The organism is Faecalispora sporosphaeroides DSM 1294, assembly GCA_000383295.1.
Classification (GTDB): Bacteria; Bacillota; Clostridia; order Oscillospirales; family Acutalibacteraceae; genus Faecalispora; species Faecalispora sporosphaeroides.
The window spans coordinates 375,025-394,153 of record KB911066.1 but is presented as its reverse complement, the minus strand read 5'-3'; the positions used below and the strand labels follow the sequence as shown (position 1 = coordinate 394,153).

20 protein-coding genes are annotated in these 19,129 nt (G+C 55.3%); 1 reads left to right on the top strand and 19 read right to left on the bottom strand.

Annotated elements, in window-relative coordinates; all coding sequences use genetic code 11:
• Positions 1-6: 6 nt before the first annotated feature.
• The 17 genes from G340_RS0102060 to G340_RS0101980 form a co-directional block, all read right to left on the bottom strand.
• Complete coding sequence (locus G340_RS0102060) at positions 7-1,077, bottom strand: ABC transporter substrate-binding protein (RefSeq protein WP_020071992.1); 1,071 nt, start codon at positions 1,075-1,077, stop codon at positions 7-9.
• A 13-nt stretch (positions 1,078-1,090) separates the two neighbouring features.
• Complete coding sequence (locus tag G340_RS0102055) at positions 1,091-2,413, bottom strand: O-acetylhomoserine aminocarboxypropyltransferase/cysteine synthase family protein (protein WP_020071991.1); 1,323 nt, start codon at positions 2,411-2,413, stop codon at positions 1,091-1,093.
• Positions 2,414-2,526: 113 nt separating this feature from the next.
• Positions 2,527-3,402, bottom strand: a complete 876-nt coding sequence (locus G340_RS0102050; RefSeq protein ID WP_020071990.1) for a radical SAM protein — start codon at positions 3,400-3,402, stop codon at positions 2,527-2,529.
• Positions 3,403-3,408: 6 nt separating this feature from the next.
• Entirely contained in the window at positions 3,409-3,744 is a 336-nt protein-coding gene (locus G340_RS0102045; RefSeq protein WP_020071989.1) for a NifB/NifX family molybdenum-iron cluster-binding protein, read from the bottom strand.
• An 11-nt stretch (positions 3,745-3,755) separates the two neighbouring features.
• Positions 3,756-5,093, bottom strand: coding sequence for a nitrogenase component 1 (locus G340_RS0102040; protein ID WP_020071988.1), 1,338 nt, complete (start codon positions 5,091-5,093; stop codon positions 3,756-3,758).
• Positions 5,090-6,565 carry a nitrogenase component 1 gene (locus tag G340_RS0102035; RefSeq protein WP_020071987.1) on the bottom strand — a complete coding sequence of 492 codons (1,476 nt, stop codon included), beginning with the start codon at positions 6,563-6,565 and terminating at the stop codon, positions 5,090-5,092. The genes G340_RS0102040 and G340_RS0102035 overlap by 4 nt, the downstream gene beginning before the upstream one ends.
• Positions 6,566-6,697: 132 nt before the next feature.
• On the bottom strand, positions 6,698-7,612 hold the full coding sequence (locus G340_RS0102030) for a PLP-dependent cysteine synthase family protein (protein WP_020071986.1): 915 nt from the start codon (positions 7,610-7,612) through the stop codon (positions 6,698-6,700).
• Positions 7,609-8,766: a trans-sulfuration enzyme family protein gene (locus tag G340_RS0102025; RefSeq protein WP_020071985.1), complete on the bottom strand. Its 1,158-nt coding sequence runs from the start codon at positions 8,764-8,766 to the stop codon at positions 7,609-7,611. Before G340_RS0102025 ends, G340_RS0102030 begins: the two co-directional genes overlap by 4 nt.
• A gap of 95 nt (positions 8,767-8,861) precedes the next feature.
• A complete protein-coding gene (locus G340_RS0102020; protein ID WP_020071984.1) occupies positions 8,862-9,731 on the bottom strand; it encodes a MetQ/NlpA family ABC transporter substrate-binding protein in 870 nt (289 codons plus the stop codon).
• A 98-nt stretch (positions 9,732-9,829) separates the two neighbouring features.
• Positions 9,830-10,540, bottom strand: coding sequence for a methionine ABC transporter permease (locus G340_RS0102015; RefSeq protein ID WP_027103820.1), 711 nt, complete (start codon positions 10,538-10,540; stop codon positions 9,830-9,832).
• Between the two features lie 41 nt (positions 10,541-10,581).
• Complete coding sequence (locus G340_RS0102010) at positions 10,582-11,373, bottom strand: methionine ABC transporter ATP-binding protein (protein WP_020071982.1); 792 nt, start codon at positions 11,371-11,373, stop codon at positions 10,582-10,584.
• Between the two features lie 73 nt (positions 11,374-11,446).
• The gene (locus G340_RS0102005; RefSeq protein WP_020071981.1) at positions 11,447-11,923 is read right to left on the bottom strand and encodes an S-ribosylhomocysteine lyase; all 477 of its coding nucleotides are present in this window, start codon (positions 11,921-11,923) and stop codon (positions 11,447-11,449) included.
• On the bottom strand, positions 11,916-13,094 hold the full coding sequence (locus tag G340_RS0102000; RefSeq protein WP_020071980.1) for a M20 metallopeptidase family protein: 1,179 nt from the start codon (positions 13,092-13,094) through the stop codon (positions 11,916-11,918). The genes G340_RS0102005 and G340_RS0102000 overlap by 8 nt, the downstream gene beginning before the upstream one ends.
• 19 nt (positions 13,095-13,113) lie before the next feature.
• Positions 13,114-14,010 (bottom strand): MetQ/NlpA family ABC transporter substrate-binding protein, encoded by an 897-nt coding sequence (locus G340_RS0101995; RefSeq protein WP_020071979.1) that lies wholly within the window; start codon positions 14,008-14,010, stop codon positions 13,114-13,116.
• Between the two features lie 65 nt (positions 14,011-14,075).
• Positions 14,076-14,756 (bottom strand): methionine ABC transporter permease, encoded by a 681-nt coding sequence (locus tag G340_RS0101990; protein WP_020071978.1) that lies wholly within the window; start codon positions 14,754-14,756, stop codon positions 14,076-14,078.
• Complete coding sequence (locus G340_RS0101985) at positions 14,753-15,823, bottom strand: methionine ABC transporter ATP-binding protein (RefSeq protein ID WP_020071977.1); 1,071 nt, start codon at positions 15,821-15,823, stop codon at positions 14,753-14,755. Before G340_RS0101985 ends, G340_RS0101990 begins: the two co-directional genes overlap by 4 nt.
• A gap of 584 nt (positions 15,824-16,407) precedes the next feature.
• On the bottom strand, positions 16,408-16,854 hold the full coding sequence (locus G340_RS0101980; protein ID WP_020071976.1) for an RrF2 family transcriptional regulator: 447 nt from the start codon (positions 16,852-16,854) through the stop codon (positions 16,408-16,410).
• Positions 16,855-17,139: 285 nt separating this feature from the next.
• Here G340_RS0101980 and cysK point away from each other — a divergent pair, with 285 nt between their 5' ends.
• The gene (gene cysK / locus G340_RS0101975) at positions 17,140-18,072 is read left to right on the top strand and encodes a cysteine synthase A (protein ID WP_020071975.1); all 933 of its coding nucleotides are present in this window, start codon (positions 17,140-17,142) and stop codon (positions 18,070-18,072) included.
• Positions 18,073-18,310: 238 nt separating this feature from the next.
• Here the strand turns inward: cysK and crcB are convergent, their stop codons facing one another.
• Together crcB and G340_RS0101965 are read right to left on the bottom strand one after the other, a co-directional pair.
• Positions 18,311-18,664, bottom strand: coding sequence for a fluoride efflux transporter CrcB (gene crcB / locus G340_RS0101970; protein ID WP_020071974.1), 354 nt, complete (start codon positions 18,662-18,664; stop codon positions 18,311-18,313).
• Positions 18,665-19,105: a fluoride efflux transporter FluC gene (locus tag G340_RS0101965; protein ID WP_020071973.1), complete on the bottom strand. Its 441-nt coding sequence runs from the start codon at positions 19,103-19,105 to the stop codon at positions 18,665-18,667. It lies immediately after the preceding gene.
• Positions 19,106-19,129: the final 24 nt, after the last annotated feature.

Sequence of the window (19,129 nt, the reverse complement as noted above, 5' to 3'; positions counted from 1 at the left end):
GTCCTTTTATTTCCCTGAGGAGACGTCTACCTCTTCAAAAATCTGGTTGGCGAAGGCATCCGGGTCGTTTGTTTTCAGGTAGCCGATGTTCTTCAGCTGCTGCACAAAATACTGCACGTTTTCTTTTACGCGCTCCGGGTTCGCCTTGCGGTCTTCCGTGGACGGATATTCGTAGCTGGAAACCAGCTTTTCCGCCAGCTTCTTATCTTCAATCGCGGAATATTTCTTGTCTGAAATAATATCGACCGCTTCCTTCGGATTTTGGGAAATCCAATCCTGTGCCTTCCGAACGGCGCGAAGCAGAGCGGCTACCTTTTCCGGGTCGTCTTTCAGAACCTTGGAAGAGGCATACAGGAAGCAGCAGTATTTCCCGGCAAAGGTGGGGTCTTTGGACAAATCGAAAATCACGCGGTAATTGCCGCTTTCCTCCGCGACCGAACCCAGCGGATCCCACAGCGCGGCCACGTCTACGTCGCCCTTCTTTACGGCCTCCAGCTCCAGGTTTCCGTCCGTATACGGGACGAAGGTAACCTCGCCGTCCTCCTGCTTGGCAGAAATCCCTGCCTTTTCCAGCCATACGCTCGCTACCTGATGCGGCGTACCGCCGATTTCATCAACGGCGATCTTTTTGCCCTTCAGGTCGTTGACGCCGGTGATTTTGGAATCCTTGGGAACGACGAACTTGATGCACCCATTATGCAGGCCGTCTACCACTTTGACCTGAACGCCTTCTTCAATGGAAGGGAAGAACTGAAAATCACCGTTGACCAGCGGGATTGTTCCGTTGTTCAGGCCGATCTTGCGGGTTTCGGAATCGGCGGAGATCAGGTTGACGTCGAACCCCTCCTCCGCGAAAAAGCCCTTGTCGTATGCAATGTAGATCGGGGCTCCGCAAAGTGCGCCGTCTTTGCCCGGAATGTCGATTTTTCCATATTTGTATTGGGTTTGGGCCGCTGACGCCGGGCTGACCGAGGCAGTTTTGGAAACGGTGGAGCCGGACGAGCAGGCCGCCGTGCTCACGGCAATTGCAAGCGCTAATACAGAGCAAATCGCTCTCTTTGTCTTTTTCATCTTCATTTCTCCCTTTTCCTTACTTGATTTGAAAGGCCTGCCCAAAGGCCTGTTCCAGGTCCGCAATCAGGTCCGCCGGGTCCTCCAGTCCGGCGGAAATCCGGATCAGGTTATCCGGAATATCGGCCGGCACTTTTTCGTGCGGTTCCAGTTCTCCATGCGTTGTCTGGGGGGAGTTTACGATCAGAGAACGCGCGTCCCCAATATTGACATGGTAGTGGAACAGCTTGACGGCATTGAGAAACGCTTCGCGCTGTGCCTGCGTTCCCTTAAACCCGAAGGTCAGGATTCCGCCTGCGCCCTTTCCAAAATCGCGTTCATACAGCGCGTGATAGGGGCTGGATTTCAGCGCGGGATACCGTACCCACTCCACGGCCTCGTGCGATGACAGGTATTCGGCCAGCGTATGCGCCGTGCGGGATTGCTTGCCCAGCCGCTCCGACAGTGTTTCCAGCCCAAGAATGCCCAGGTAGGCGTCGAAGGGGGAGAGCGCAGCGCCAAAATAGTTGAGGTAATTCAGGCGGATGCGCGATGTAAAGGGAGAGACCGCAAACACCTCCAGATAGCTGCGCGGGGTACCGCTTTGATCGCGCAGGGTATAGTGTTTTTCTGAAAACTGAGGGAATTTTTCTGATGAAAAATCAAAATGACCGCTTTCCAGTATGAGTCCGGCGATCAGGTTGCCGTGGCCGCTTAGACCCTTGGTGGCGGAGTAAACCACAATGTCCGCGCCGTGGGCAATGGGGTTGTAAAGGTAAGGCGTCGCTACCGTGTTGTCGACGACGAGCGGAATGCCGTGCTCGTGCGCGACCCTCGCGATTGCGTCCACATCCAGCAGCACCGCACTGGGGTTGCTGATGCTTTCAATGTAGATGGCTTTGGTATCGGGCGTGATTTCCTCCGCCAGCCGTTCGGGGTGTTCGATATTTTTGGCTTGGTCGAAATAAATCCCCAGTTTGGGATAAATCTTTTTAAAGCTGTCGGCGCTTCCGCCATATAAGAAAGGGGAGGTCAGAATCCTTCCGCCGCCCTCGGCCAGATTCAGCAGAGTGTAGCTGATGGCCGCCATTCCCGAACCGATGCCTATGGCCGCGGCGGCCCCGTCAAGAATCCGCACCCGCTCCTCCAGAACCGTTACGGTTGGGTTGCCGATGCGGGTGTACAGATAGCCCGCCTCCTGAAAGCTGAACAAACCTTTGGCGTTCTCCACGTCCCGAAATTCATAGGCTGTGGTTTGGTAAATGGGGGGCGAGACGGCGTAGTTATGGTCTTTCGGGTCATACCCCGCCCGAACCTTCAGAGTATCGAATAAGTATGTTTTGGGCACTGTGTCATTTGACATGTCGAGTCTCCTTTCGGTTTTAAAAAACGGCTACAATCCGCAAGCTCACAGTCACACATCATATAACACCACCCCCTTTTGCTTCTAATTCCTCCCGGTTTCCCGCAAGAGCCTTACCCGTGAGAAAAAGTGTTTTGCTGTACCACCGGACGAACGTAGATTTGCCGGGCAAAATCTTCTCCTCCGGGGATTCCGACCGCGTCGGCCCGGCAGCGCTGGCAGTGCCGGAACACATCGATATATGTTTCCGCCTCGCAGCGCGCCTGATTGAGTACCGCGCACCCCGGAGCCGAGCACCACGAAAGCTCGTGCTGCGGGATCAGCGGAATGATGTTGTAAATTCTTGCTCCCGCCTCGGCGACCGTTTGGGCAACGGCTTCAATGTGGTCGGCGTTGATCTCCGGGATCAGCACTGTGTTGACCTTTACGGTAATGCCGGCCTCCGAAACGATTTCGATCCCCTTGAGCTGGTTTTCGATCAGGATTTCCGCGGCCTCCACCCCCTCGTAGCGCTTGCCGTGGTACACGATCCCACTGCAAATCCGTGCCTGAGTTTCCGGGTCCAGCGCGTTGACGGTGACGGTGAGGGTGTCGATCCCCACGTCGATGACCTCCTGTGCGTGCTCCGGCAGAAGCAGGCCGTTCGTACTCATACATTTGATGATGTCGGGGAATTCCTGCTTGATGAGCCGGAAGGTTTCCAGCGCGTACGGCGTGGCCAGCGTGTCGCCCGGCCCCGCGATCCCGGCCACTGTAATGTCCGGGCAAAGCTCCACGGCCCGGCGGACCACCTCCACCGCTTCCTGCGGTGTGATGATCATCGACGCCACTCCCGGCCGGATATCCACGTCGTTGATTTTCCGGTCGCAGAAGCGGCAGCAGATGTTGCACCCGGGCGATACGGGCAGATGAACGCGGCCCTTATTGACCTTATCGCCAACCGAAAAGCAGGGATGCGTCAGCGTCAGCTCTCGAAATGTTTTTGCCAAAATGATTCACCCTTTCTGAAACAGGTTTTCTTCGATCACCTTTTCCATAATCGCATCCACAGAGCCGTAGGCTTCAAATACCCGCTTCCCGCGGCTGATCATGTACGCGCTGGCCCCCTGGCCGATTTTCAGCACAAAGACCGCGTCGCAGTCCGAAAGCGCCTGAAACAGGTGATCAAAGCCGCCTTCGCAGCTTCCCTGGCACAGAGCGTCCGTTTTTCGGGTTTCCACCCGCTGATAATCCGAACCGTCCGTTTCGTAAATCTGGAAGATGCGCGCCCTGCCGAAATGCTGGTCGACCTCAAAGCCGTCTGTGCTTGCAAAGGCAATTCGTGTACTCATTCGCGTTCTCCTCACCGGTAGGTTGCGAGAACCGCACCGTAAATGTCTTCAATCACCCGCAGCCCGCCGGAAAACCCGGCATAATTGGTCGTCATCACCAGCCGGTACGGGGTGGGAACGGAGGCGGAGAGAAAATCGTAATCCTTTTCCCGCGCCAGCTCCTTATCCCAGCCGCTGCCGATGAGCAGACCCCGGCCTCCGTGATGAAGCGAACGGATGGCGTCCTGCACCTTGCCGGCGTCCGGCTCAAAAGTAAGAGGGATCACCTTTTTATCGGAGGTGCTCTGCAGCTCCGCCGCAATCTGCTCCTGAAATCTCTTCGGGGTATTGTCTACCGCGAACTGTTCCTTGGGAACGATGCCGACCTCGTGCAGCAGGAATTTGGAAAGCCCCAGAACATAACCGGCATCGTGCACGATATGCACATGGTTGGGCAGGCCGTAGCGGAATTCCAGCAGGAAGGTCGCCAGATTGTCGATTTCCTCGTAGTAGGCTTCGCGCTCATGCCGAATGAACTCCTCCGCGGCATCTGTGTCCAGCTCCGCGCCCTGCTCGTTCGCAAAGGCCAGCACCTGGCGCAGAAAGCGCTCCGTTTCGTTGGCGCCGATCGGGATGTTGGGGTATTGGGTGAACGGCTGGCCGTACACCTCTTCCAGATGCTCTGCGATCGGCAGACCGTACCAGGGGGAAGCGAGAATATTAAAATTCGCTTTCGGAATCTGCTGCCATTCGCGAACGCCTCCCGATTCCGGGCCGAACAGCACGTGAACCGAAAGTCCGATCCCTTCCAGCAGGCGCTTGTATTCCCGCAGGTTCCCCTTCCAAAACGGGTCCTGATAGGGGAGGGAGGCGAACAGGTTTACGGTATTCTTTTCGCTGCGGAACGGATTTCCCTCTTCAAAGCGGCTGACATATTGGTCGATGACCGCGTTGACCACCAGGCTGTGGGCTTCCAGGTTGCTGCACTTGAACCCCGCTGTTTCCACAGAGACGATCGGCTTTCCCTCCTCGCGGAATTCCTCTACCACGGGCTCTATGTCGTCGCCCACAATTCCGGCGGTGCAGCCGGTCAGAACCACCTGAAGATCGGTGTCCAGAATCTTGTAGGTGTTGGCGATGTTTTCGCGCAGGCGGTCGGTTCCGCCGAACACCACTTCCTTTTCCGTGAAATTGGTGCAGGGGGAGGTGCTGCCCCCGGCGTACCCGGTGGAGCGCTCAAAGAAGCCTTGAATCATGTTGCCGCAGCCGGGGCCGGAGTGCAGGATCGGCACGGCCCGGGGAATCGCGACCACGCTTTGCAGCGCGCCGATGGCGCAGGTGTAGCGCTCCTGTTCGATGATGCCGCTCATTTCGCCGCACCCCCTTTCAAAAAGGTATAGGGCTCCTGATCCAGCCACCATTTGGTGTAGGGATTGACCGCGTGCTGTTTCAGATTTTTCACGAACTCATCGTTCTCGATCGTTTCCAGAATGCGTTCGCCATAGCGGACGATTCCCTCGTAGCCCATGCTGAAATGCTCGTCGCCGATCAAAAGGGAGGGGATGCCGAGCTTCGCGCCCCACAGGGTCATGCCGCCGTGGCGGGCGAGCAGAACATCCGGCTGAAGGCGGTTGAGCATATTCACCAGTTCAAATTCCTGCTTGTTGCAGATATTGAAGTTCGGGACGTCCCCGTATTCCTTCACTCGGTTCACCAGCAGATCGCTTTCCTCGTTCTCGTTGTCGTAGATCGGGTCGTGGTGAAAGATGGCCGCACCCTTTGCTTTCATTCCAAGCTCGCCCAGCAGATTGAGCAGCGCGTGGCCGTGGGCCGCACCGGCCGTGACATATGCGGTTTTTCCGCGCAGCTTTTCCCGCAGCGCTTCTATTTTCGGCAGATATTCCGCCCGCTTCGCCGCGATCAGGCGTTCGGCCTCCTCTTCCTTGTGCAGCAGCTTCCCCAGTGCGCGGAACCAGCGGTCCGTCTGCGCGATGCCGTAGGGCGGCGCGGCATTGATTTCGGGAACGCCGAATTCCTGCTCTAAAGCGGCGCCGAGGTAAGAGCCGAGGGTGGGGCAGATCTGAACGCTGGCGGCGGCCTCTGAGGAACGGCGCAGATTTTCGATGGTGGAGTAGGGCGTAATGTAATTGGGCTTTGCGCCGAATGCCTCGAACCAGTCGCCGAACACATCCGAGCCCCAGAAATTGATCACGTTGATCATATCGCTCCGGCGCTCGCGGGCTGGCTGAATCAGCTTTCTCGCGATGGCGTGGTAGCTGGCGTCGAAGCCCGTCGTCCAGACCTTGGACCGGAAGCCCTCGCAGAAAATGGCGATGACGGGAACCCCCAGCTCCGCCTCCGCTTCGACGCACACGCTCTCCACATCGTCGCCGATGATCCCGGCCGCGCAGGTGGTCAGCACGAATACGGCGTTCGGGTGCGTGCGTTCATACACCTCGTGGATTCCCTTCGTGAGCTTCTGCGCGCCGCCGTATACGGTGTCTGTCTCCTGCAAATTGGTGGAGAATATCTTCCGCTGTGTCGGGTGCTCCACTCCCCGCAGGGGGGAGTTAACCCGGTAGGTAAACGCGAATTCATGGAAGCAGGAGGAGCAGCCGACCGGCCCGTGGCTGATCACGGCGGCATCCTGCACCAAAATCACCATACACGCTGCCTGTGAGGTAGAGCAGCCAAGGCACTGGGAGAAGGAACGGCTTTTGTCCTTCAGTCCGCAGCGCGAACAGTTTACCAGTTCTTCTGCGCCGCCCTGAAAGCCCGTGATCGAGCCAAGGCGTATTTCCCGGATGGAAACCTCCGGTATTTGCAAATTAATTTTACTCATGGTATTCCTCCTGATTCAATATTGGAATCGAATAATAGTAAGCATCTATAAATAGTATGCTTATGAGCGCGGGGTACCGGAAATACAGCGGTACCCCGCCTGTCTGCCCGAAAGGAAGAACTCTGAAAAATCCTATTCACCGAAAATGTGCTTGCTGAAATAGCGTTCACCCCTGTCGGGGAGGATGACGACGACCGTTCCGGAAGAAACGGTTTTTGACAGCTTGTTCACAGCAGCCAGCGCGGCCCCAGACGATGAGCCTGCAAAGATGCCTTCTTTCTTCGCGGCGATTCTTACCTGTTCAAAGGCTTCCGCATCGCTGACCTTGATGACCTGATCAACAAGGCTCATATCCATTGTGTCGGCGATAAAGTCGTTCCCGATGCCCTCAATTTCATAGTCAGAGTGCTCTCCGCCCCCGATGGTGGAGCCGATCGGGTCGGCCAGAACGCCCTTGATCGCCGGATTTTGCTCTTTTAAATACCGCAGAACACCAGTGTAGGTGCCGCCGCTTCCGGCGCCGGCCACCACATAATCGATTTTGCCGTCAAGGTCGCGGTAAATCTCCGGCCCGGTCGTTTCGTAGTGGGCCTGCGGGTTGCTCTGGTTCTTGAACTGCTCCAGAGAGACGGAGTTGGGAATCTCTGTGCGCAGCTCCTCTGCTTTTCGGGCCGCGCCCAGCATTCCTTCCTCCGTTGAGGTGTGAATAATTTCGGCGCCCAGCGCTTTCATCAGCGTCTGTTTTTCCTGAGAGAATTTCTGCGGCACCACAAAGATCAGCCGGTAGCCGCGGTTTAAGGCTGCAAAGGCAATGCCGAGCCCGGTGTTGCCTGCGGTAGCTTCAATAATGGTGCTGCCGGGCTTTAAAATGCCGCGCCTTTCGGCGTCCGCAATCATCGATTTGCCGATTCTGTCTTTGACGCTGCCCGCCGGGTTATACAGCTCCAGCTTGGCGTAGACGTTCAGCCGCTCCGGAAACCCAAGCTGCGAGAGCCGCACGAGCGGCGTGTTCCCGATCAGCTCCTGCATGGAGGGGTACAAACTCATACTTTTGCCCCCTCCACCGACATTCGCAGGTCTTGTATCAAATCGCGCAGATTCTCAATGCCCACCGAAAGGCGGATCAGCCCGTCGGTGATCCCGACCTTCTGGCGAATCTCTCTGGGAATGGAGGCATGGGTCATGCTGGCCGGGTGGCACACCAGCGATTCCACGCCGCCCAGGCTTTCCGCCAGGGCAATCAGGCGCAGACCGGTAAAGAACCGGCGGATGTCATAGCCGTCGTTCAGCTCAAACGAGATCATGGCGCCGCCGTTTTTGGCCTGCCGCCCATTGATTTCAAAGCCCTGCGCATCCGGCAGACCGGGGTAGTACACGGTTTTTACCGCCTCGTGATCACGCAGCAGTTTGGCGAGTGCTTCGGCGTTTTCCACGTGCCGGTCCATCCGCACGCCGAGGGTCTTAATGCTGCGGATCAGCAGATAGGAATCAAACGGCTGTAAAATTCCGCCGGTGGCATTCTGAATAAAATGAAGCCGCTCGGCCAGCTCCTTTGTTTTTACAACCGCCAGCCCGGCGATCACATCGCTGTGGCCGCCCAGATATTTGGTGGCCGAGTGCAGAACAATGTCTGCGCCCAGTTCCAGGGGCCGCTGAAGATAAGGGGTCATGAAGGTGTTATCCACAATCAGAAGCGCGCCGTGGCGGTGCGCGATTTCGGCGGCCGCCGCAAGGTCGGTTACGGTCAGCAGCGGGTTCGCCGGGCTTTCGACCAGCAGGGCCTTTACATCCGGCGTAACGGCCGCTTCCAACGCCTCCAAGTCAGTGGTGTCCGCAATGGTGTACGCAAAGCCGAAGTGCCGGAAGATCTGATCCAGAACACGGAAGGTTCCGCCGTATACGTTGCTGGAAATCACGATCCTGTCGCCGCTTTGGAACAGGCTGAGTGCGGCGGTGATCGCCGCCATGCCGGACGCAAAGGCAAAACCGGCTTCACCGCCCTCTAACTCGGCGATCAGCGCCTCCAGAGCCTCGCGGGTCGGGTTCCCGGTTCGGGAATACTCGTACCCTCGGTGCTTTCCCAGCTCATCCTGCATGAAGGTTGAGGTCTGGTAGATCGGCGTGCTGACCGCGCCGGTGCGTTCATCACCGTAAATGCCGCCATGAATCAGTGCGGACTCGATAAATTCATAATGTTTCAAGTGACAATCCCTCCCAATGTAAAAATGGTTCGACGGTAAGCTTGCATAAAATGACGGAACAGATTTCCTGTTTTGGACCGACCGGCAGCAGGGGATCAGGAACCAAGTTTGGCCGGAATGACAGCGCCCTTGTAGGTGTCCTCAATAAACTTTCTGGTATCCTCCGACTGCAGCTCTTTCACCAGAGCAGCAATCGCGGGATTGTCTTTATCCTCTTCCCGCACGGCAATGATGTTGGCGTAGGGGCTGTCTCCGCTTTCGCTGAACAGCTTGGTGGAGGTGATCTTCGCTTCCAGCGCCTTGTTGGTATTCGTGATGAAGAAGTCGTAGTCGGCTTTGGTGGGAATGATCTGCGCCGAATCCAGCTCTACAATTTTGATCGGGCGCACATAGCTTTGAATATCCGTTACCGATGCGCTCAGAGAGGTGGCGGTTTTTTCGTTCAGCTTGATAAAGCCGTTTTGCTCTAAAATGAGCAGGGCTCTGTACTCGTTGGTGCCGTCATTCGGGATGGCGACAGTCGCGTTTTCCGGAATTTTATCCGTAGAGCTGTATTTGTCGGAATAGGCTGTAATGGGCTCCACGTGAATATCCCCGGCATTGACCAGATTGAAGCCGTTCGTGTTGTTCCATTCCTGCAGGTACGGTTCATGCTGAAAGTAGTTAAAGTCGATTTCGCCCTTCGCGAGCTTTTCGTTTGTGGTGTTGTCTGCTGCGGTTGCCACCAGGTCGATGATGATTCCCTGCTTTGCCAGCTTTGGGGTAACGTACTTGATGATTTCCGAGTGGGGGACAAGGTCGACAATTCCTTTGAGGGTAACGGTTTGCTGCGAGCTGTCGCCGGACGCGGCGGGTGCGGACTGCGCCTGAGAGGAAGAACCGCCGGCGGTGCCGGCGCACCCGGCCAGCAGGCTGAGAGAAAGGGCCGCCGCGAAAAGGGCAGATGCTGCTTTGATCGATTTCATAATGAATTCTCCTACTATGTTTTTTTACAGAGTTTTAATAAACGCAGATGAATTTTTTCGGTTCTTTTTCCGTCGCAGGAGGCGAAAAAACCACATAATTAAATCAAATTTCGCTTTTTCAGGATTTGCTTGGAGGTAAGGTCCCCAACCCACTGAACCAACTGAACCAGGATGATCAGAATATAAACGGCTGCAAACAGCACATCGTGCTGAAAGCGCTGGTAGCCGAACCGTACCGCGATGTCCCCGATGCCGCCCGCGCCGAACATCCCGGCCAGAGCAGTCATCGAGATGACGGCGATCACAGCGACGGTAAAGCCGCGAATGAGGGAGGGGATGGTTTCCGGCAGAAGAATGCGAAAGATGATCTGCACGTTGGTGCTGCCGATGGACTTTGCCGCTTCTACCTTGCCCTTGGCAATTTCCAGCAGGCTGCTTTCCACAATGCGGGCGTACATGGGGATGCAGCTGGCGGCAATGGCGATGATACAGGCGTTGGTTCCGTAGGATTTTCCAAAGAACAGGCGGGCCACCGGGATCATCAGGATGATCATGATCATCTGGGGCAGAGAGCGGAGACAGTTGATCAGCCACCCCGAGCTGGCATACAGCGGCTTTAACGGCACCAGGCCGTCGGGGTTTGTCACGGTCAGCAGTATCCCGAGCAGCAGGCCGCAAAACAGCATGATGGCGGAGGAAAGGGCCACCATGTACAAGGTTTCCAGCACGGGGGAGCCCATGCGCTGCCAGATGTCCGGCGCGAAGGAGGCGATAATGACCTCCCATATCGAATGATCCAATAAACTCAAAGAACCACTCCTTTCACTTTAAAATCGGGGCGATCTGTCTTTTAAATTCCCTCGCCGTTTACCAGTTCGCCCGAATGCTGCAGTTCAAAAAACACTTTGGCAAAGAGCTCGCCGGTGCGGCTGTGCGGGTTGCTGAAGATTTCGCTTACCGGGCCGGATTCAATGATCAGCCCATCCTCCAGCACCGCCATGCGTTCGCAGGTGTATTTGATGGCGTCCAGCTCATGCGTGATCATCAGGATGGTGATGCCGGTGGTCTGATTGATCTTTTTCAGCAGGTCCAGAATTTGAAGCGTGGTCTGCGGGTCGAGGGCAGAGGTCGCCTCGTCGCTGAGCAGAAGATCGGGATTGTTGACCAGAGCCCGCGCGATTCCCACCCGCTGCTTCTGCCCGCCGGAGAGCCCGCCCGGGTAAGCCTCGAGCTTATCCGTCAGCCCGACGAGCTCGGCTGTCCGCAGCACCCTGTCTTTGATTTCCTCTTTCGGCACGCCGCTGATTTCCAGCGGGTAAGAGATGTTGCGGTACACCGTTTTGGCTTCAAACAGGTTGAAGGTCTGAAAAATCATCCCGATTTTTCTGCGCTCTTTGAGCAGGGCCTTTTTGGGCAGGCGCAGAATGTCTACTCCGCCGACCTGAATCCGACCGCTGTCGGGTGTTTCCAACCGATTGATGCATCGCGCCAGTGTGGATTTTCCCGCGCCGCTGAAACCGATGATCCCGAAAATCTCCCCCTTTTTGACGGAAAGATTGATCCCCCTGAGCACCTGCAGCGATGCCCCGTGCGTGACATAGGTTTTGTGCAGATCAGAGATCTGAATATATTCATCCAACATACTGGCGTCTTGCAGCTTTGCTGTTCCGGAAGAACATACTGCATTTCTCCTTTTTACTAGAATGATCGGGGTCTCAGTCCGCCTGAATCAGCCGGCTGTGGTCAAAGGGGTCTGTGCTGATTCCCTGAATAAGCACCTGCCGGGCGTATTCCTTTGCGGAGAACAGCGAATGATCCCTGTAATTGCCGCATTCCTTCGCGGTGGCTGCAGGCACCTCCGTCTGCTCCAGCACTCTTTGCAGAGCGTGATGCAGGGCGAGGGCGATTTCCAAAACCGGGTGTTCCTCCCACACCACCAGATAAAATCCTGTCCGGCAGCCCATGGGGGAAATGTCGATCAGCCCGTCGATCTCCTCCCGTAGAAAGATGGAGAGATAATGCTCCAGCGTGTGCAGCGCCCCCGTAGGGATGGAGTCGGTATTGGGCTGCAAAAAGCGCAGGTCGAATTTTTGAACGGTGGCTCCTTTTCCGTTGTGTTCCACACCGGCCACGCGCACATAAGGCGCCTGTACGATGGTGTGGTCCAATGCAAAGCTTTCTACCTTAGGCATCCAAATCACTCTTTTCATTCAAGTTAAAATAGTGGAGGACAAAAGCCATATACAGCGCCGCTGAAATGGAGAGAACCCGCTCGTCGATGTCAAACCTCTCATGGTGGTGCGGGTATTCGCCGCCGGAACCCACAAAGGTGAAGAAGGCCGGGGCAATCTGCCCGTATGCGCTGAAATCCTCTGTCCCGAGCTGGGGGAGAACCCCCTGCACCCCTTCCGGCGACAAAACCTCCTGTGCGGCGGCGCGCGCCGTCTGGTACAGCTCGGCGGAATTGATGAGAATGGGTGTGGCAAATTCACATTCTACCTGTGCGGTCACCCGGTGCGCCGCGCTGATTCCGTTCACCACGCGGTGAACGGCCTTCGCAATCTGCTCCCGCGTCTGCTCGCTTGTCACACGCACGGTACCTGAAATTCCGGCGTGATTTGCGATGATGTTATCCCGGGTTCCCGCGTGAAACTGGCAGACCGAAATCGTCGCCGCTTCCGTGGGCGGAATTTCGCGGGAGACGATGTGCTGCAGCGCTTCCACAATCTCCGCGCCCGCGGCGATCACGTCGATGGCGTTGTCCGGGTGGCCGGCGTGCCCGCTTTTCCCGAACACATCGATTTTCAGAGAGTTGGCGCCCGCCATGATGGGCCCTGCCTGCAAGGCGGCCTTACCAACCGGGAGACCCGCCCGCACGTGCAGCCCGAAGAAAGCCTGCACATCGTCCAGCGTACCCGATGAAATAACCGAGTTCGCGCCCCGGCCCACCTCTTCGGCGGGCTGAAAAATCAGCTTGACCGTGCCGGGCAGCTCCTCCCGGCGGCGGAGCAGAAGCTTTGCCGCCGTCAGCAGGGAAGAGGTGTGCGCGTCGTGTCCGCAGGTGTGCATCAGCCCCGAGTTTTGGGAGCGGTAGGGAACCTCGTTTTTTTCTTCGATCTCGAGAGCGTCGATGTCCGCGCGAAGGGCGATCACCGGTTTTTCAGATTTCCCGCGGAGGATGCCGACGGTGCCGGTTTCGCCCGCCGTGACAAATGGAATGCCGAGCCGGTCCAGCTCTTCCCGCACGCGTGCGGCGGTTTCGTATTCCCCAAAGCTTGGTTCGGGGTGGCTGTGAAACCATCTTCGCAGCTCGGTTGTTTCCGGTTGGTGCTCGAGCGCTTCCTCATAAAGTGTTTTGGGCATGGAACCCGCCTCCTCAGAATTATTTGACCTCAAAGGCGGGAACCGCCGCATTGGAATACACCTCGGCGATTGCGTCGGCCACCCTCTGGGTATGGTAGGCCTCCACGATTTTCAGGTAGGCCGGGTTATCCTTGTCTGCCGTTCTGGCCGCGATCAGGTTGATAAACGGCTGCTGTTCCGGATTTTTCAGGTCGATGTCGTCTTTGTAGATCGGGTCCTTCACCGGGTCCAGCCCCGAATCCACGGCGTAGCCGCAGTTGATGATAGCCGCGTCCACGTCTTGCAGCGAGCGGGGCAGCTGAGCTCCGGTGATCTCCACAAATTTGATCTTCTTTGGATTCTCCGTTACGTCCTTGATCAGTGCGTTGTTTCCGGCTTTCTCATCCAGCTTAATCAGGCCGGCGTTTTTCAGAACGTTCAGCGCGCGCCCCTGATTGGTGGGGTCATCAGGGATCGCGATCTGCGCGCCGTTCGGCAGCTCCTCCAGCGATTTGTGCTTTTGGGAGAAGAGGTTCAGCGGCACAATCAGGGTGTCGCCGATCGCGGTCAGGTCAAGCTTGAGCTCCGCTTTGTTTTTGTTGAAATACGCGTAATGCTGGAATGCGTTCAAATCGACCTCTCCTTCGGCCAGGGCCTTGTTCGGCTCACCGCCCGCCAAATTGATCGTCTCAATTTTGATGTTTGCGCCTTCGGCGTCGAGCTCGGCCTGCACCGCCTTCCACACGCGCGGTTCGTCGGACGTAGTGCCGATTTTCACCGTCACCGGTTTGGGCTGGGCGGAAGATGCCGGGGCGTTGGAGGCCGCGGACATGCCGGCATTTGCGGCGGCGCCGCTGCACGCGGAAAGAAATACGCTGGCTGCCAGCAGTACGGATAACACGGAGCCGATCCGGGAAAGTTGATTTTGTTTTTTCATGGTAGTTCATCCTCCTGATACGAATTTGATCTGTTGATTTTAAAACAGGGAATATTGGGGAGCGTTCAGTGTGTCAGCCGCTGTGCCGCGCGGTTGCCGACGCTCTGCACGATGTTGACGATCAGCAAAAGCAGCAGCACGGTCACAACGGTGATGTCGTTCATATACCGCGAGTAGCCGTAACGGATGGCAAAGTTGCCGATTCCGCCGCCGCCCACACTGCCGGCCATGGCGGAAAGGCCGATCAGGCTGATGAAGCTGGTAACGAGCGAGCGCAGAAGCCCCGGCAGGCTTTCCTGCAACAGAATGTGAACGATAATGTAGGCCCGCGAAATCCCCATGGAACGGGCGGCCTCCATCACGCCCGGGTCTACCTCCAGCAGGGCCTGCTCGGTCATTCGCGTCACAAGGGGAATGATCCCGGCGATCATGGGGACGATCGCGCCCCGAACGCCAATGGAGGTTCCGACGAGGAAGCGGGTAAGGGAAACCATCAGCGCAATCAGAATGACGAACGGAATCGAGCGGATGGTATTCACGATTTTGCCCAGAATGCTGTTGAACAGGTCGTTTTCATACAGGCCGCCCTTGGCGGAAGCGACCAGTGCGATTCCAAGCAGCGTCCCGATGGTGATCCCGAAAATTCCCGCGATGCCGACCATCACAAAGGTCTGCCAGATGGAATCGAGCAAATCGCCGAACATTTCGTACACGTTTGGGAAGAGTTTAATGAGAAATTCCTTCAAACCGCAACCTCCTCCCGGCCGTCACAGGGGAGCTCCTGCAAAATATGCACGCCGACGCCTTCTGTGGTTAAGTACTCCATTGCCGCAAAAATCTTGAGTTCATCGCCGCTTATGGCGACAAACAGGCTGCCGATGGGCCGGGACTGCACCAGCTCGATAGACCCGTAAAGAATGCTGACCTCCACCTCAAACCGCTTGATCACGTGAGAGATATACGCGTTATTCGCTTTGGGCCCTACGAACAGCAGGTGCAGTAGCTTCCGATTCGGGAGAGTTCCCAGATTCTGATCGATCTGCTCGATCAGCTTTTCAACATTCCCCTCCCGGAATAACGAGGCCGTGAAACACTTGGTTGTTTTGGTCTGCGGGCAGGAGAACACCTCAAAGGTATCGCCCTGCTCCACGATCAGCCCGTTTTCCATCACGGCGACCTTGTTGCAGATTTCCTGAACCACATGCATTTCGTGGGTGACGATTACAATCGTCAAGCCCAGGCGACGGTTGAGCTCCAGCAGAAGCTGCAAAATCGAATCCGTGGTCTGTGGGTCGAGGGCGGAGGTTGCCTCGTCGCTGAGCAGGATCTGTGGGTCGTTGGCCAGCGCTCTGGCAATAGCAACCCGCTGTTTTTGCCCGCCGCTCAGTTGGGAGGGGTAACAGTCCGCCTTGTCGCTCAGGTCGACCAGCTGCAGCAGCTCTTCTACCTTTTGCCGAATCTCCTGCCTGCTCTTTCGCAGGTACCGGAGCGGAAACGCGATGTTCTCAAATACCGTTTTGGAACGAAGCAGATTAAAGTGCTGAAAAATCATCCCGATCTGCTGGCGCGTTTTCTCGAGCTGAGTCTGAGAAGACCCGGTGATGTCGCTTCCGGAGAGCAGCACCTGGCCGCTGTCCGGGCGCTCCAAAAGGTTGATGCAGCGGATCAGCGTGCTTTTTCCCGCCCCGCTGTAACCGATCACCCCGTAAATGTCGGAGCGGTCAACCTTCAGGGACACTCCCTTCAGGGCCTCAATCTGTCCTGTGGCGTTCCGGTAGCTTTTCTTTACGTTTACGAGTTCAATCAAAAGCATCCTGTCCTTTCCGTGCGTTCCTAAAAATAAAAAGGGCAGTCGGGATTTTCTAATCCCGACTGCCCGAAAGCATGCGCAAGAATAGACCTATCCGCTGAGGGTATCATATTGACACATGGCACAACAGAGGATACAGGAGCTCTGCATCCCCATCAAGGTACAATTCATTGCGGCGAAGCTTTTTCTGTTTGCCATGGTGGTTCCTCCATTCTGCGATTGATATAATACATATTAAGCTTATAAGCATTATATGTATTCGGTTTTTGGTTGTCAATGGAAATACGGGGTGTTTCGGCATCTTTGGGACAACGAACAAATCAACTTTGGATAAAACTTGTCAGCTTAGACAATATTTTACATTTTACATATATGTTAAATGTAAAATGTGGCAGAAACATCTTCTGCAGAACAAAAAAGGGGAAAGCACCTGAACTGTGCTTTCCCCCAAAACGCGGTTTGATTTGAGAATGAGTGAATGGAATCTTTCTAGATGCCGCCGATGGGCCGGCCCGTACCCCCTGATGGAGGATTGCAAAAAGCCGCCGCTGCGCCTGTTGGCAAACAGACCTTTCTTTGATCTTTTTCTAAATATAGAACATGATGGTATGTTCTCCCTCGTTCTTTACCGCCTCCGCGGCAAGGTCAGAGAGCGTGATTTCGCTCAGGGTACCCCGCACTGCCTGATCCAGCAGATCAAAGGCGGACGCCCGCAGAGCCTTTTCAATATCGGGAGCTCGCTGGGCAACGGTTTCCTGTGTATTCTTGAATAAAGAAAGCTCTACGCAGGCGAGAACATCCAGCGCGGTGATCTGAAAGGGCGGCCGCGCAAGCTGATAGCCTCCCTGAGCGCCTTTCACAGAAAAAATGATTCCCGCCTGCTTGAGCATGGAAAAAACCTGCTCCAGATAAATTTTAGAGATTCCCAGGCTTTCCGCAATGCTGGAGACCGTAATATATTCACCACATTGATAGTACCGCGCCATATGAATGGTAGCTGCCAAAGCGTAACGACCCTTTGTGGATATTTTCATAGAATCACCTATTTCATATAAAAATAATATGTATTATATGTAATAGATAATAAGAGAAAAAACCGCGTTTGTCAATAGCCAATGCAGGTGGGAGCGCTGATTCCAATATGATTACAGGATCACATGATTTTAAATGAAATGCTGCAAACATCGCATGCTTACATTGCATCCAATCGATAAAAATAATATGAGTTTCATGGTTGACATTTTCCAAAAAGTGCTGTATTATAATAGCAACAAAACATATATATCATATATGATTAAATGATTTTAGGAGGTCGTCTTATGGCAAAGGTTTTTAAGAATCTGACGGATCTGATCGGAAAAACCCCTCTTTTGGAACTTTCCAATTATGAAAAGAAGCACAGACTGCAGGCAACGGTGATTGGCAAGCTGGAATATTTTAATCCGGCCGGGAGCGTGAAGGACAGAATTGCCAAGGCGATGATCGAAGACGCCGAGGAAAAGGGCCTTTTGAATCCCGAGTCCGTCATTATCGAGCCCACCAGCGGAAACACCGGTATCGGTCTCGCTTCCGTGGCGGCCGCGCACGGCTATCGTATTATTCTCACGATGCCGGAGACCATGAGCGTTGAGCGCAGAAATCTGCTCAAGGCCTACGGCGCGGAGCTTGTTCTGACCGAGGGCGCGAAGGGCATGTCCGGCGCAATTGCCAAAGCTGACGAGCTGGCGAAGGAAATTCCGCATTCCTTTATTCCCGGCCAGTTTGTAAACCCCGCGAACCCGGATATTCACAGAAAAACGACCGGTCCTGAAATTTGGGAGGACACCGACGGCAAGGTGGACATTTTGGTAGCCGGCGTCGGTACGGGCGGAACACTCACCGGTGCGGGCGAGTTCCTCAAATCAAAGAATCCGAATGTGAAAGTGGTTGCCGTAGAGCCCGATTCTTCTCCGGTATTGTCGGAGGGCAAGTCCGGCCCCCACAAGATTCAGGGAATCGGAGCGGGTTTTGTGCCCAAGGTGCTCAACACCACCATTTATGATGAAATCATCCGCGTGAAGAACGAGGACGCCTTTGTTGCCGGCAAGGAGCTGTCTAAGGAAGAGGGTCTTTTGGTGGGGATTTCTTCCGGCGCTGCCATTTGGGCGGCGACAGAGCTGGCAAAGCGCCCCGAGAACGCGGGCAAGGTGATCGTTGCCATTCTGCCGGATACCGGCGAGCGGTATCTCTCGACTCCGCTGTTTTCTGAATAAACTCATTCTGCAAAGAAAATAGTTTTATTTGTGCTTTGCCCCAAACGCAAAACAGTCTCTCAATAAAACAATGCACATAAATGCACCTTACATGGGCTTTCAAAGCCTGTTTTAAGGTGCGTTTTCTTATGATTAAAGCTGTTGCCTTATGCTATTTGCGATCGCAAATTCGTTTTGCAGCAGCCCCGTTTTGCTATGTTCATTGCTGGTTTACTTTCAGGAAAGGTGTGTACAAAAATTAAAATACCTTTGCCAGCGCGTAGCCGCATACATACCCGATAACGCCGATGAACAGAGAGCTGAAAATGTAAAGAAAGGCGTTTCGTTCCTTTTGATCAAACAGCTGAAAGCCTTCATACATGAAGGTAGAGAAGGTGGTATACGCGCCCAGAAAACCGTCTCCCAGCAGAACATAGGCCTGCGCAGGGAGCTCGGAGCCCGTCAACACGCCGAGCAGGAATGCGCCTGTTATGTTGATGATAAAGGTTCCAAGCGGGAATCGGGTGCCGGCCTTCTGTAGAATAAACCGTCCCAATTCAAATCTGCAGAGCCCGCCGAAAAGCCCGCCGACCGCGACCAGAGCAATCTCCAACTAATCCACCTCGTTTTCATTGGAATGGCAAGCAGATTCCGCTCCGCCTTGTTTTGGCAGTCTTGTTCCCAGCGCCCGGGCGGCTGTGACTCCCAAAGCAACGGCTCCCAGCCCGAGCGCGGCGCTTGCGGTCAGGTAAGAGGCCGCAGAGATGTATTCTCCCTGAAGCAGCAGTGCTGAGGCCTCCTTGCACAGGGTGGAAAAGGTGGTGTACGCTCCCATCAGGCCAGTCGTCAGGCCGAGACGAACGTCGGGATCAAACTCCCGGATTTCAAGGCCGATGGTCAGGAGAAAGGCGATTAAAAAAGCGCCTGTGATGTTGATAAACAGTGTGTTGAGCGGAAGAGCTTCGTGGTAGCCGGGAATTTTGACCCTTTCCATCAGGTATCTTGCAATCGCGCCGACGATTGACCCGCAGGCAAGGAAAATATATTTTCTCATGGATTTGTTCCTTTGTAAAAGACT